Genomic DNA, 13,542 nt, shown 5'->3' on the forward strand with positions numbered 1-13,542 from the left:
GAAGTCATGACGCAGAACCACTTCACTTACCGAACGACATGGTCCTCTGAAGATGGAGAGCACGTCGGCCTCTGCGCAGGATTCCCGTCGCTATCGTGGCTCGCTGCCACGCCGGAAGGTGCGCTTGCCGGTATTCGTAACCTTGTTGCCGAAACGGTGTGCGACATGGAGGCGAATGGCGAGGAAGGCCCTGAGCCAATCGCTGACCGTACCTACAGCGGCGAATTCAAGGTGCGAATCCCACCGCAGGCGCATCGCGCCCTGGTCATGCAGGCCGCAGAACAGGGCGTTAGCTTGAATCGCCTCGCGAGCGCCAAGCTGTGTGCATAACGAAGCAATATCGACCCGTCTCCGGCCCGCGCAAGCGGGCTTTTTCTTGCCTCGGGCCAGCGTGTGATTTCCGATGAGACTAACTATCAAACGGCCGACGGTAAAAGGAGACGTGATCGTCATTCAACCCGCCCCCGGGGCACCCGCAAGACCCGGTGCATGTGCTCCTGTTCATGAAGCGAGTGGATGCGGCCTGGTAGATCATCAAAATCGACGACACCTGGGAGTACAGGTAAACAGTCCAGCAGAGACACCCGGGCGTCGCAGCATGTGGCGCCTACCCTTTCTGCAGCGCCTTTACACTCCCCCGCACATCAACTCCACCTACCCCACATTCATCGGCAGCAGCACCATCTGCTTGCCCTGCACATGCAGGCGCGTCTGAATCTCGAGCGGCGTCTGGTTATGCAGCCATGCGGTCAGGAAGTTGACCTGTTTGAAGATCAGCTTGCTGGCAAAGCAGACGCTGTTCGGAAAGGCGTCCATCGTTGTTTCGGCCAGTCGGGTGAATTCGGCAATCGGGTGGGTGCCGAAGGCGATGCGGTAGTCGGCCGCCATGCCGTGCCGCCGGCAATGCGCGACGTAGTACTCCAGCGATGCGCCGATGGTCTGGCGCAGGTGGTCCAGGTGCTCCGCGCCCTCGTAGCTCTGGGCATCCACTTCGCCCACGGCCAGGAAGATGACGTTCTTGAAGTGACCCGGAAACAGCCGGTTGACCCAGAGCAGCGCGTGCATGCTGGCGCCGCGATGCTTGCCCACCAGCAGGATGGCGGTCGGCTGCGACGGGTCGGGCTGTGCTGGCGCCGTGGCTGGGTCCACTACCGGAGGCTGGCCTGCAAACAAGGCGTCTTCCTTGGCGATCAGTGCGCGCGTTTCATCGTAATGCCGCCGGATCAGGAAGCAGAGTGCGACCACCGCGCTGGTGACGACCACGGTCAACCAACCGCCGGCCATGAATTTCTCGACCAGCGTAATGACGAGCACCGTGCTGGTGACCGAAAGCCCAAGCGCCGACAGACCGAAGTGCGTGTACCAGTTGCCGCCATCGCGGCGGCGGCGCCACCAATAGGTGCACAAGCCCAGTAATGACAGGCTGAAGGTCAGGAACACGTTGATGCTGTAGAGCACCACCAGTACCGCCACCTGGCCGTGCGTCCACAGCAGGATGATGACGCTGGCCACGCCCATGACGATGATGCCGTTCTGCCGCACGAGTCGCGTCGACAGATCACGGAAATGACGTGGCACCCATGAGTCCTGCGCCATGTTCGACAGCACAGCGGGGCCATCCAGGAAACCGGTTTGCGCGCCAACCAGCAGCAGGCCGGCCTCGAACGCAAGCACGGCGGCCAGCAGCGCACTGCGTGCGAAGGCGGAGTCCAGGCCCATGTGGTCGATCACGCTGCCGAACACCACGGCGTTGAGCGTTTGCCCTTCCACCGGCTTGGCCTGCCACAGCATGTAGAGCAGGATGATGCCGCCTGCCGTAAAGGCCAGCGACGTTGCCATGTACACCATGGTCCGCTTGCCGGCCGGAACACGCGGTTCGGCCAGCATGTTGACGTTGTTGGAGACGGCCTCCAGCCCGGTATAGGTACCGCCGCCCATCGAGAACGCGCGCATCAGCAGCCCGATCATCACCAGTGGCCCGAAGGCTTGCGACATGCCATGCGCCTCGCCGACGGCCTCGGGCACGACAGCCGCAAGGTGCTGGCCGTGTACGGCGACGCCATAGATGATCAAACCGAGATGCAGCACCACGAAGCCGATGAAGATGGGCAGCAGCACGAGGATGGATTCGCGCATGCCCCGAAAGTTGAGCCCGGTCATCAGTACAACCAGCACGATCTCGGTGCCCAGCTTGAATGCTTGCGCGCTCACGGGCAGCAGGCTGAAGAATGCGTCGACGCCGCTGGCAAGCGACGTTGCAACCGTCAGCACGTAGTCGACGAGGAGTGCGGCGCCCGATACGAGCCCGGGCCGGGGTCCGAGCAGCGCCGTGGCTACGCGGTAACCGCCTCCGCCAGTGGGAAACAGCTCGATGACCTGGTTGTAGCCCAGCGCGATGATGAACACCGTGGCAGCGGTGGCCAACGCAAGGAACAAGGCAAGCGGTGTGTGCTGGCCCAGTGCCAGGAAGGCTTCTTCCGGGCCGTAGCAGGAGGATGAGAGACCATCCGCACCCAGGCCGACCCACGCCAGCAGCGGCGTCACGGCAATGGCGTGTCGCGTGCGCGGGTCCAGCGGGTCCAATGGCTTGCCGAACAGCAACTGCCACATCTTGGCGAAGCGTGCCATGGTGTCTCCCCTGCAGCAGATGATATCGATGCGCGCGTCGTCGTCGCAGGAGGAGTCATTCCCACGCGTGCGCGCCGAGTTGGATGGCGTTCTAGTCGGCAATCTAAAACAACACCCTTCGCAACGCCACAGATGCATGCCTGGGCTGGCTTGCTGTGATGGTCACCCGCAAACGCACGGGCAGGGCGTTTACAGGATTTTTCTACAGCCACGCCAAGTCTCTACACGTTTTTAATGGCCGCCTCACTACTCTTGCATTGACTGGACTATGGGGGCGCAGTGCGCTCAATCATCATGACTTTGGCCGCCAGATGGCTACTCGGCGCCGGTGCCGTGCTCGCCCTCGTGATGTTGTTCGTGGTGCTTTACCTGGATGAGCGAAGCGCGTCCCGGCGCTATGGGCGCGCAATCGAGCACCATGAGAAAGGGCTCTCGAACCCCGGGGATCCCTCGTGAAGACTGCCGCTGCCGCTGGTCCTGCTGGGCCGACGTCAGCCGACGCCGCGCCCACGGCGCATGCGGTACGCGCGTCCCTTTACACCTTTTTTATGGGCACGGGCCGCAGTCTTTACACCGTCTTTGCGGCGGCGTTCGTATAACACCGACAGGCCGTCACGCTGTTCAAACGGCCATGCCCCCGGCACTGTGCAGGCAACGACCCGACTCACCCTGCCGCCGGTCGACCAACGTGATCAGGGTTACGCAATGCTCAAGCTTCTCGTCCCCGTCAACGGTTCTCGCCACGCGCTCGACGCGGTTCGCCATGCAGCCTTTCTCTGCCAGGACCGTTGCGCGTCGGACATCGTGCTGCTCAACGTACAGACACCGATTGAAGGGGGACGCGCCAGCGCCTACCACTCGCTGCAGGCCCTGCGCGAGATTGAGGAACAGAGCGGTGAAGAGGCCCTGCGGCGGGCGCGCGCCATCCTGGACGATGCCGGCGCGCACTACGTTGCCCAGGTCCGGATCGGTCGCGTGGCCGAAACGATCGCGCAAACCGCTGCCGCCAACCAATGCGACATGATCGTCATGGGCTCGGCTGCCCGCTCACCGCTCGGCTCCCTCATGGCCGCCCGGCTGTCCAACCGGTTGATGCGCCTGTCTCGCATTCCGGTGACGCTGGTTCGCTAACCAGTGCGCCCGTACGCAGGACGCTCGTCGTCATGACGCAGCGTTACCGCCATCCGCGCGGGGTGCCGGCCAACACGTGCGTAGCCATCAAAGTCGACCGCGCCGGAGCCCGCCGCAATGCGCGTGGCCGTATTCCCCGAAATCCGACAACCAAGACCGGCGCTATCCGCTACGGGATGTCCCGCCTTTGCTCGGAGCTGTATCGCGGCCCGGTGTGTCTGGCTCGCGGGCACCCCTGATACAACTGGGGCAGTGATCGCCCGGGCAATCGACCGTTTTTACACGGCGTTTACACCCCTCCCCTGAAGCTTTATCCCGTTTTTATCCCCGCTTCCCTAATGTTGCACTGCACGCAGGCCCTGTGACGGGAGCCTGTCCGCACGCCGCATCCGGCCCCAGTTGACGCGCATCTGCGCCGGGCCGGGCGGCACCTAAAACAACAAGGGAAAGGTCCATGCAAGCCAACGTTTCTTTGCGCGCCACCGTCATGGGTGGCGTTGTCTTCTGTGCCGCAGCACTGTCGAACGCGGCCGCATTTGCGCAGTCCACTGACGCTGCCCCGGCACCTGTTGCCGCCCCGGCTGCACCTGCCAGCCCGTTGACGGCCAACGTCACGCTGGCCAGCCAGTACCGCTATCGCGGTCTCATGCAGACCAACAACAAGCCTGCCATCCAAGGCGGCGTGGATTACGCGCTGCCCAACGGCTTCTACGTGGGCAACTGGAACTCGTCGATCAGCTGGCTGGGGGATTCCAACCCCAACGTCTCTGCCCCCATCGAGATGGATTTCTACGGCGGCTACAAGACCGAGCTGATGAAGGATGTGCCCATTGATGTGGGCGTGCTGCAGTACTACTACCCGGGCAGCTACCCCGACAGCTACACCCGCCCGCACACCACGGAAGGCTATGCGCAGATCGGCTACGGGCCCGTCACGTTCAAGTATTCGCATGCGTTCTCCAACCTGTTCGGTTTTGCAGATAGCCACCACAGCCAGTACTTCGATCTGTCGGGCAACTTCGACACCGGTTTCTGGGGCCTGACGCTGAACCTGCACGTGGGCTATCAACAAGTGCCGCACCAAGTGGTGCGCACGTCCTATGCCGACTGGAAAGTGGGCGTAACGAAGGATTTTGGTTCGGGCTGGACAGCTTCTTTGAGCTACATCGACACGAATGCATCGCGTCTGGCCTACACCAACACACGTAACAGCTACATGGGCAAGGCGACCGCCCTGCTCGCCGTGACCAAGACGTTCTAACGACCACCACCCGAAGGAAAGGGGAGCGCATATGGACCTCGTTTATCTCGCCGGCCTAGCGGTGCTGGCCCTGGCAGTGGGCGGATTGCTCGCCCTCTCCGGCCGGCTCGCCACCAAAGACCAACCCACCACGCACGCGATGGAGAAACAGCAATGACCTGGCTCTATGCGCTGTCCGGGGCCATCACGGTGGTTCTGCTCGTCTACTTGTTCGTGGCCTTGCTCTGGCCAGAACGTTTCTAACAACACTGCGAGGCACACCATGAATGCGTTCCTCCTCCAGCTGGCGATCTATCTGGTCGTGCTGCTGGTTCTGGCCAAACCGCTGGGCGCGTATATGACCGGCGTGTTTGGTGACAAGCCATCGCGCACGCACTGGCTCGGCCCCGTCGAGCGGCTGTTCTATCGCGTGGCCGGCGTCAACCCGAAGGCCGAGATGGGCTGGAAGCACTACGCACTGGCCGTCATCGTCGTCAACGTGCTGGGCGCGCTGGCGGTGTATGCGCTGCAGCGCGCGCAGCAGTGGCTGCCGCTCAACCCGCAGGGCTTTGGTGCGGTCACGCCGGATTCGTCGTTCAACACGGCGGTCAGCTTTGTCACCAACACCAACTGGCAAGGCTATTCGGGCGAAAGCACGATGAGCTATCTCACGCAGATGCTCGGGCTGGCGGTGCAGAACTTTCTGTCTGCGGCGACCGGCATTGCGGTGGTGATTGCGCTCATCCGCGGTTTTGCGCGCCACTCGGCCAACACCATCGGCAACTTCTGGGTCGACTTCACCCGCTCGACGGTCTATGTGCTGCTGCCGTTGTCGATCATCGTGTCGGTGTTCTTTGTCAGCCAGGGCGTCATCCAGAACTTCGATGGCTACAAGGAGGTGACCACCGTCACCGCCACCACGTACGACAACCCGAAGATGGATGCCAACGGCCAGCCGATCAAGGATGCCCAAGGCAACCCCGTCACGGAAAAGGCCACCACGCAAACGCAGACTCTGCCGATGGGTCCGATCGCCTCGCAAGAAGCCATCAAGATGATCGGCACCAATGGCGGCGGCCCGTTCAATGCCAACTCCGCGCACCCGTATGAGAACCCCAACGCGCTGACGAACTTCGTGCAGATGCTGTGCATCTTCATCATCCCGGCGGCGCTGTGCTTTACGTTTGGCGGCATGGTGGGCGATGGCCGGCAAGGCTGGGCCGTGCTGGCTGCGATGACGGTGCTGTTTGTGGTGCTCGCCGTCTTCCTGGCATGGGCTGAGCTGCACGCCAACCCGATGCTCACCAACCTTGGCATCGACCAGACCGTGGGCAATATGGAGGGCAAGGAAACGCGCTTTGGCATCGTGGCCTCGTCGCTGTTTGCCACCATCACAACGGCAGCGTCGTGCGGGGCGGTCAATGCCATGCATGACTCGCTGACCGCGCTGGGCGGCTTCGTGCCGATGTTCCTGATGCAACTGGGCGAAGTGGTGTTTGGCGGTGTGGGCTCGGGCCTGTACGGCATGCTGGTGTACGCCATCCTGGCCGTGTTCATCGCGGGCCTGATGATCGGCCGCACGCCGGAATACCTCGGCAAGAAGATCGAGGTGTTCGAGATGAAGATGACGTCGATCGCCATCCTCGTCACGCCGCTGCTGGTGCTGGTGGGCACGGCCGTGGCCGTGGTGGTCACGCAGGGCAAGGCGGGCATCTTCAACCCGGGCACGCACGGCTTCTCTGAAGTGCTGTACGCCTTCTCGTCGGCCGCCAACAACAACGGCAGCGCGTTTGCGGGCCTGTCTGCCAACACGCCGTTCTACAACATCGCGCTGGGCATCTGCATGTGGCTGGGCCGCTTCTGGATCATCGTGCCGGTGCTGGCGATGGCAGGCACGTTTGCCGCCAAGAAGCGCCTGCCCGTGACGGCCGGCACGCTGCCCACGCATGGCCCGCTGTTTGTGGTGCTGCTGATCGGCTCGGTGCTGCTGGTGGGCGCGCTCACGTACATCCCGGCGCTCGCGCTAGGCCCCATTGCAGAGCATCTCGCCCGCTAAGCGCACGGCGAGTCGTCTACCCAATATCAACAGGTGCCTTATGGCTATCCGTTATCCCGAATCCGAACCGGCTGTGCGTACGGTCAAGCACAAGCTTGAGCCCACCGCCGGTACTGGTACTGCTGCAGCCGCCGAGCCGCAGGCACGCAGCACGCACACGACGCATACCACGCTGTCCGCCAAGGATGTGCGCAAGCTGTCGATGTTCTCGTCGGCGCTGGTCAAGCCCGCCATTGTCGATAGCTTCCGCAAGCTGTCGCCGCGCGCGCAGGCCAAGAACCCGGTGATGTTTGTCGTCTACGTCGGCAGCATCCTCACCACCATCCTGTGGGTGATGGCGCTGCGCGGCCAGGCCGAAGCGCCGGCGGGCTTCATCCTCGCCGTATCGGTGTGGCTGTGGTTCACGGTGTTGTTCGCCAACTTTGCCGAAGCGCTGGCCGAGGGCCGCAGCAAGCAGCAGGCGGCATCGCTGCGCGGCATCAAGACCACGGTGCAGGCCAAGGTGCTGGCGGATGCCGCCCGCCGTGACCGTGTGGAAGCACGCGCCGCCACCGCCCTGCGCCGTGGCGACATCGTGCTCATCGAAGCCGGCGACATGGTGCCCGGCGACGGCGAGGTGATCGAAGGCGTGGCCTCGGTGGACGAAAGCGCCATCACGGGCGAATCGGCACCGGTCATCCGCGAATCGGGCGGGGATTTCTCGTCTGTGACCGGCGGTACGCGTGTGCTGTCGGACTGGATCATCGTGCGCATCACCGCCAACCCCGGCGAGAGCTTCCTGGATCGGATGATCTCGATGGTGGAAGGCGCCAAGCGCCAGAAGACGCCCAACGAGCTGGCGCTGACGATCCTGCTGGTGAGCCTGACCATCATCCTGATGCTGGCGACCGTCACGCTGCTGCCGTACTCGATCTTCTCGGTGGATGTGATGAAGGCGGGCTCGCCGATCACGATTACTGTGCTCGTGGCGCTGCTGGTGTGTCTGATCCCGACCACCATCGGCGGGCTGCTCTCCGCCATCGGCGTGGCCGGCATGAGCCGCATGATGCAGGCCAACGTGATCGCCACGTCGGGCCGCGCCGTAGAGGCGGCTGGTGATGTGGATGTGCTGCTGCTCGACAAGACCGGCACGATCACGCACGGCAACCGTCAGGCATCGCGCTTCATCCCGGCGCCGGGCGTGACGGCCAAGCAGTTGGCCGAGGCGGCATGGCTGTCGTCGCTGGCCGATGAAACGCCGGAAGGCCGCAGCATCGTCACGCTCGCGCGCAACCTGGGCGAGGCGTCCATCGATGAAGCGGCGCTGGCGAAGACGCAACCGGTGTACGTCGCCTTCTCTGCGCAAACGCGCATGAGCGGCATCAACGTTGGGCACAACGGGGAGGCCCGTCAGATCCGCAAAGGGGCGGCCGATGCGATTCGCACGCACGTGACGCTGTTGGCTGGCAAGTTTCCCGATGCCGTATCGACGGCCGTGGATGACGTGGCACGCGCGGGCGGTACGCCGCTGGTGGTGTCCGACAACGACCGCGTGCTCGGCGTGGTGGAACTGAAAGACATCGTAAAGGCCGGCATCCGCGAGCGCTTTGCCGAGCTGCGTCAGATGGGCATCAAGACGGTGATGATCACCGGCGACAACCGCCTGACCGCCGCGTCCATCGCAGCCGAAGCGGGCGTTGACGACTTCATTGCCGAGGCCACACCCGAGACCAAGCTGGCGCTGATCCGCGAACAGCAGGCGCAGGGCCGCCTCGTTGCCATGACCGGTGACGGCACCAACGATGCGCCCGCCCTGGCACAGGCCGACGTGGCCGTCGCCATGAACAGCGGCACGCAGGCCGCCAAGGAGGCCGGCAACATGGTCGACCTGGATTCCAGCCCGACCAAGCTGATCCAGATTGTCGAGATCGGCAAGCAGATGCTGATGACGCGCGGCTCGCTCACCACGTTCTCGATCGCCAATGACGTGGCGAAGTACTTCGCCATCATCCCGGCCGCGTTCGCGACGACGTATCCGCAGCTCGCCGCGCTGAACGTGATGCACCTGGCGACGCCCGCATCGGCCGTGATGAGCGCCGTGATCTTCAATGCGCTGATCATCGTGTTCCTGATCCCGCTGGCGCTCAAGGGCGTGAAGTACCGCGCGCTGGGCGCTGCCACGCTGCTGCGCCGCAACCTCTTGATCTACGGCCTGGGCGGCCTGCTGCTGCCCTTCCCGGGCATCAAGATCATCGACATGTTCCTGGCCGCGATGGGCTGGGTTTAAGGAAGGAGTGCATTCATGGCAACCACAACTCAAGCGCGTCAACCTGTTCAGGCCGATGTGCCGCAACAAGGTGGGCTGCTGCGTGCAGCGCTGGTGGTGTTTGTTGGGCTGTCGCTCATTACCGGCGTGCTGTATCCGGTGGTGGTGACGGGTATTGGCAAGGCGTTGTTTCCGGCGCAGGCCGGGGGCTCGATCATCGAGCGTCATGGCAAGGCCGTTGGCTCGTCGTTGATCGGGCAGAACTTTGATACGCCGGAGTATTTCTGGGGGCGGATCTCGGCGACTGCGCCGAATCCGTATAACGCGCAGGCGTCAAGCGGATCGAACCTTGGGCCGAGCAACCCTGCGTTGACGGAAGCGGCTAAGGCACGCATTGCGGCGCTGAAGGAAGCGGACCCGACGAACAGTGCGCCGATTCCTGCGGATCTTGTGACGGCATCCGCCAGTGGGCTGGACCCGGAGATTAGTCCTGCTGCTGCGGCGTATCAGGTGGAGCGTGTTGCGCGTGCGCGGCATCTCTCGGCTGACCTGGTGAAGAAGGCTGTGGCTGAGAACACCAAGGGGCCGGTGCTTGGGGTGTTTGGCGAGCCTACCGTCAATGTGTTGGAACTGAATTTGGCGTTGGATGATTTGAAGTGAGGGTTGTGGACTGCTGGCTTTGATGTTGGTGGTCCATCCCCCTTTCGTTCCCTGCCGGGACCGACTCACTTTTCTTTGTCTTGCCAAAGAAAAGTAAGCAAAAGAAAGGCGCGCCCGAGATGGCGAAAGACTCCTTGAATTTGCGTAACCGGGCGGAGGTGGGGAAAACTCGCTTCGCTCAGACAGTTCCCCACCTTTTTCCGCCCGCTTACGAAAATTCAAGGCGCCATCAAGGGCAGGAACGTCAACGGCCGAAACTGTGGTTTGCGTGGTCTGTCGGAGTTTCGTTTGTTGCGGTGCTCTGCTTCGCTTCGCTCGCACTCCACTGGTTCGCTCGCTTTGCTTCGCGTCTTGTCGCTTGCGCTCTACTGCGGTGGTGCTTCGATGGTGTGGCCGTACCCTGCCCTAGATGGCGCCTTGAATTTCTGTTGCAGGGAGGAAAAAGGAAGGGAAACTGTCTGAGCGCAGCGAGTTTTTCCCTTCCCCTCCCTGCGACATAAATTCAAGGGGTGGGTCGCCATCTCGGGCGCGCCTTTCTTTGCTTACTTTCTTTGGCAAGACAAAGAAAGTGAGTCAGCCCCGGCAGGGGATGAAACAGGGATGGACCACCAAGTCCCAAAAACCCAAAATACAGCGCATGCCAGATAACGAGCGCCCGAACCCCGACCAACTCCTAGCCGAACTCCAATCCGGCAAGGAACAGTCCGCCCGCGGCAAACTCCGCATCTACTTCGGCGCCTCGGCTGGCGTAGGCAAAACCTACGCGATGCTGGCAGCAGCCAAGGCCGCGCGCGCAGCCGGCATCGACGCCATCATCGGCCTGGTCGAAACCCACGGTCGCGCCGAAACCGCCGCGCTGGTCGCCGACCTCGAACGCCTCCCCACCCGCCAGATCGAATACAAGGGCCGCACGCTGCCCGAGTTTGATCTCGATGCCGCGCTGGCGCGAAAGCCCGCCCTCATCCTCGTCGATGAACTGGCGCACTCCAACGTGGCGGGCTCGCGCCACCCCAAGCGCTGGCAGGACATTGAGGATTTGCTCGCCGCCGGCATCGATGTCTGGACCACCGTCAACGTCCAACATCTCGACAGCCTGAACGAGGCGGTGGGCAGCATCACCGGCATCCGCGTGTGGGAAACCGTGCCGGACGCGGTGTTCGATGCCGCCAACGAAGTCATCCTCGTCGACCTGCCGGCCGATGAACTGCTGCGCCGCCTGGCCGAGGGCAAGGTCTACATGCCCGAGCAGGCGCAGCACGCCGCGCGCAATTTCTTCCGCAAGGGCAACCTCATCGCGCTGCGCGAACTCGCCCTGCGCCGCACCGCCGATCGCGTCGACGACGACGTGCAGGCCTACCGCCGCGCGCGCCGCATCGAAAACGTCTGGCGCACGCGCGAAACCGTCGTCGCGTGCCTCGACCCGCAGGGCGATGGCGAACAGGTCATCCGCAGCGCCGCCCGCCTCGCGGCCCAGCTTCAATGCGATTGGCATGCCGTGGCCGTGGTGATGCCGCATCTGCGCGCCGCCGATGCGCGCACCGAGCGGTTGCATGCCCTGCTCAAGCTGGCCGAAGACGCCGGCGCCAAGGTGGAGACGCTGGCCGGCACCAACGCCGTCGAGGCGATCACCGGTTATATCCGCCGCCACAACATCACCAAGGCCGTGATCGGGCGCCCGCCGGAGAAGCGCTGGCGATCGGCGCGGGCCGTCGTCGTGGCGCTGCGGCTGGCGATCGGGCTGGAGCGCCGGCTGCCCAGCGGCGACTTTGCCGAGGCCCTGGCGCGGCATTGCCCCGAGGTCGACGTGATCCGTGCCGCGGCGGACCCGGCGCATATCCAGCTCACGCCGCGCGCAGCGGAGGTCGGCCGCGCTGATGTGCGCAGCGAAGCCCAGCGCGCGGCCGATGCACAGGTTGGTTGGCTCAAGCCGGCTTACGTGGCCGCCTGCGTGTACGTCGGCATTGCGACGGCGCTGTCCAGCCTGGTGCGGCCGGTGTTCGATCTGGCCAACATCGTCATGCTGTTCCTGGCCGCCGTCGTGGCGGTGGCGATGCGCCACGGGCGGGGTCCGGCAGCGTTGGCGTCGGTGCTGTCGGTGGCGCTGTTCGATTTCTTTTTCGTGCCGCCACGTTTCTCTTTTGCCGTGAGCGACGTGCAGTACCTGCTGACCTTTGGGGTGATGCTGGCGGTCGGCATGCTGGTGGGCCAGCTGACGGCGGGCCTGCGTGAACAGGCCGAGGTGGCGGTGCAGCGCGAGGCGGCGGCGCATGCGTTGTATGAGGCCGCGCGGGAGTTGTCTGCCGCGCTCACGCTGGACCAGATCGTCAGCATCGGCGGGCGCTTCGTCAACGCAACGTTTGGCGGGCGCTGTGCGTTCTTCTTCGTCGGGCTCGATGGGCGGTTGGGCGCACCGCAGGTCGCCAAGCCGGAAGGCAGCACCGATGCACCGTCCGGCATGCCGAATCTTGACCGCGTGCTGGCCGATTGGACGTACCAGCACGGCCAGCCTGCCGGTACGGGCACGCATACGCTGCCGTCTGGCTCGGTGCTGTATCTGCCCTTGAAGGCGCCGATGGCGATTCGCGGTGTGCTGGCCGTGGAGCCGGAAACTTTCCAGGTGCTCGCCCAACCCGACAACCGCCGCCAGATCGACGCCTGCGCCACGCTCATCGCGATTGCCATCGAGCGTGTGCATTACGTGGAAGTCGCTCGCGACGCCTTGGTGCGGATTGAATCGGAGCGGCTGCGCAATTCACTGCTGGCCGCCGTGTCGCACGATTTGCGCACGCCGCTCACGGGCCTGGTGGGGATGGCCGAAACGCTGTTGCGCGCGCAGCCGCCCCTGCCCGCGCTGCAGGCAGAAGCCGCGGCCGCCATCGGGCAGCAGGCCCAGCGCATGCGTACGATGGTCACGAACCTGCTCGACATGGCGCGGCTGCAGAACCAGGACGTCAAGCTGCGGCTGGAGTGGCAATCGGTGGAGGAGTTGGTTGGCGCGGCGCTGCAGGCGATTCCGCTGCCCGATCATCGTGTGGTGGTGGATGACCTCGCAGCCCTGCCGCTCATCCGCTGCGACGGGCCGCTGATGGAGCGCGTGCTGTCGAACCTGCTGGAGAACGCGGGCAAGTTTGCGCCGGCCGGCACCGAGGTGCGTATCTCTGGCGAGATTGTCCACGACGAAGCACGCGGCAACGAACTCCGCCTGCGTGTGCGCGACCACGGCCCCGGCGTGCCGGCGGGTTCGGTGCAGACCATCTTCGAGAAGTTCACGCGCGGTGAGAAGGAATCGGCCACCACCGGCGTCGGGCTGGGCCTGGCCGTGTGCGAGGCCATCGTGAGTGCGCATCACGGCCACATCTGGGTGGAGGCGCCGGCTGACGGCGGCGCGTGCTTCGTCGTCGCCCTGCCCGCCGCCGAGCCGCCGCCTCTGGAAGACGCCGAGCCCATCGCCTAGCCTGGCTGCACCGTCGCAGGGCATATGGACATGCCGAAAAAGTCGTTCGGTTACGGATGCCGCTATGACAGGATCACGTCACACGCCCGCTATCCGCGGGCGGATTTCATTCACGACAAGATCCACGA

Annotated in this window: 10 protein-coding genes; 9 read left to right on the top strand and 1 reads right to left on the bottom strand. The window is 64.1% G+C overall.

The window, feature by feature from the left end; translation table 11 throughout:
• Positions 1-6: 6 nt before the first annotated feature.
• Positions 7-330 carry a type II toxin-antitoxin system HicB family antitoxin gene (locus tag N5B55_RS15905; protein WP_304538650.1) on the top strand — a complete coding sequence of 108 codons (324 nt, stop codon included), beginning with the start codon at positions 7-9 and terminating at the stop codon, positions 328-330.
• Between the two features lie 324 nt (positions 331-654).
• Here N5B55_RS15905 and N5B55_RS15910 read toward each other — a convergent pair whose 3' ends face one another.
• Positions 655-2,628: an APC family permease gene (locus N5B55_RS15910; protein WP_178959641.1), complete on the bottom strand. Its 1,974-nt coding sequence runs from the start codon at positions 2,626-2,628 to the stop codon at positions 655-657.
• A 705-nt stretch (positions 2,629-3,333) separates the two neighbouring features.
• Here N5B55_RS15910 and N5B55_RS15915 point away from each other — a divergent pair.
• From N5B55_RS15915 to N5B55_RS15950, 8 genes are all read left to right on the top strand, one after another.
• Positions 3,334-3,759, top strand: a complete 426-nt coding sequence (locus N5B55_RS15915; RefSeq protein WP_009239489.1) for a universal stress protein — start codon at positions 3,334-3,336, stop codon at positions 3,757-3,759.
• Positions 3,760-4,246: 487 nt separating this feature from the next.
• Positions 4,247-5,020, top strand: a complete 774-nt coding sequence (locus tag N5B55_RS15920; protein ID WP_369812434.1) for a TorF family putative porin — start codon at positions 4,247-4,249, stop codon at positions 5,018-5,020.
• A gap of 31 nt (positions 5,021-5,051) precedes the next feature.
• Entirely contained in the window at positions 5,052-5,177 is a 126-nt protein-coding gene (locus N5B55_RS15925) for a hypothetical protein (protein WP_004628489.1), read from the top strand.
• A complete protein-coding gene (kdpF, locus tag N5B55_RS15930) occupies positions 5,174-5,263 on the top strand; it encodes a K(+)-transporting ATPase subunit F (RefSeq protein WP_304538651.1) in 90 nt (29 codons plus the stop codon). The genes N5B55_RS15925 and kdpF overlap by 4 nt, the downstream gene beginning before the upstream one ends.
• 19 nt (positions 5,264-5,282) lie before the next feature.
• Positions 5,283-7,055, top strand: a complete 1,773-nt coding sequence (gene kdpA / locus N5B55_RS15935; RefSeq protein WP_015856000.1) for a potassium-transporting ATPase subunit KdpA — start codon at positions 5,283-5,285, stop codon at positions 7,053-7,055.
• 40 nt (positions 7,056-7,095) lie between these two features.
• Positions 7,096-9,321, top strand: coding sequence for a potassium-transporting ATPase subunit KdpB (gene kdpB / locus N5B55_RS15940; protein WP_304538652.1), 2,226 nt, complete (start codon positions 7,096-7,098; stop codon positions 9,319-9,321).
• Between the two features lie 15 nt (positions 9,322-9,336).
• On the top strand, positions 9,337-9,960 hold the full coding sequence (gene kdpC / locus N5B55_RS15945) for a potassium-transporting ATPase subunit KdpC (protein ID WP_304538653.1): 624 nt from the start codon (positions 9,337-9,339) through the stop codon (positions 9,958-9,960).
• A gap of 637 nt (positions 9,961-10,597) precedes the next feature.
• Positions 10,598-13,414, top strand: coding sequence for a sensor histidine kinase (locus N5B55_RS15950; protein WP_304538654.1), 2,817 nt, complete (start codon positions 10,598-10,600; stop codon positions 13,412-13,414).
• The last annotated feature ends 128 nt before the right edge of the window (positions 13,415-13,542 follow it).

This window comes from Ralstonia pickettii (genome assembly GCF_030582395.1).
Classification (GTDB): Bacteria; Pseudomonadota; Gammaproteobacteria; order Burkholderiales; family Burkholderiaceae; genus Ralstonia; species Ralstonia pickettii_D.

Bases quoted from the DNA above. Each gene is read 5' to 3' on its own strand.
- N5B55_RS15905 (WP_304538650.1), top strand. From the start codon at position 7: ATGACGCAGAACCACTTCACTTACCGAACGACATGGTCCTCTGAAGAT.
- N5B55_RS15910 (WP_178959641.1), bottom strand. From the start codon at position 2,628: ATGGCACGCTTCGCCAAGATGTGGCAGTTGCTGTTCGGCAAGCCATTG.
- N5B55_RS15915 (WP_009239489.1), top strand. From the start codon at position 3,334: ATGCTCAAGCTTCTCGTCCCCGTCAACGGTTCTCGCCACGCGCTCGAC.
- N5B55_RS15920 (WP_369812434.1), top strand. From the start codon at position 4,247: ATGGGTGGCGTTGTCTTCTGTGCCGCAGCACTGTCGAACGCGGCCGCA.
- N5B55_RS15925 (WP_004628489.1), top strand. From the start codon at position 5,052: ATGGACCTCGTTTATCTCGCCGGCCTAGCGGTGCTGGCCCTGGCAGTG.
- kdpF (WP_304538651.1), top strand. From the start codon at position 5,174: ATGACCTGGCTCTATGCGCTGTCCGGGGCCATCACGGTGGTTCTGCTC.
- kdpA (WP_015856000.1), top strand. From the start codon at position 5,283: ATGAATGCGTTCCTCCTCCAGCTGGCGATCTATCTGGTCGTGCTGCTG.
- kdpB (WP_304538652.1), top strand. From the start codon at position 7,096: ATGGCTATCCGTTATCCCGAATCCGAACCGGCTGTGCGTACGGTCAAG.
- kdpC (WP_304538653.1), top strand. From the start codon at position 9,337: ATGGCAACCACAACTCAAGCGCGTCAACCTGTTCAGGCCGATGTGCCG.
- N5B55_RS15950 (WP_304538654.1), top strand. From the start codon at position 10,598: ATGCCAGATAACGAGCGCCCGAACCCCGACCAACTCCTAGCCGAACTC.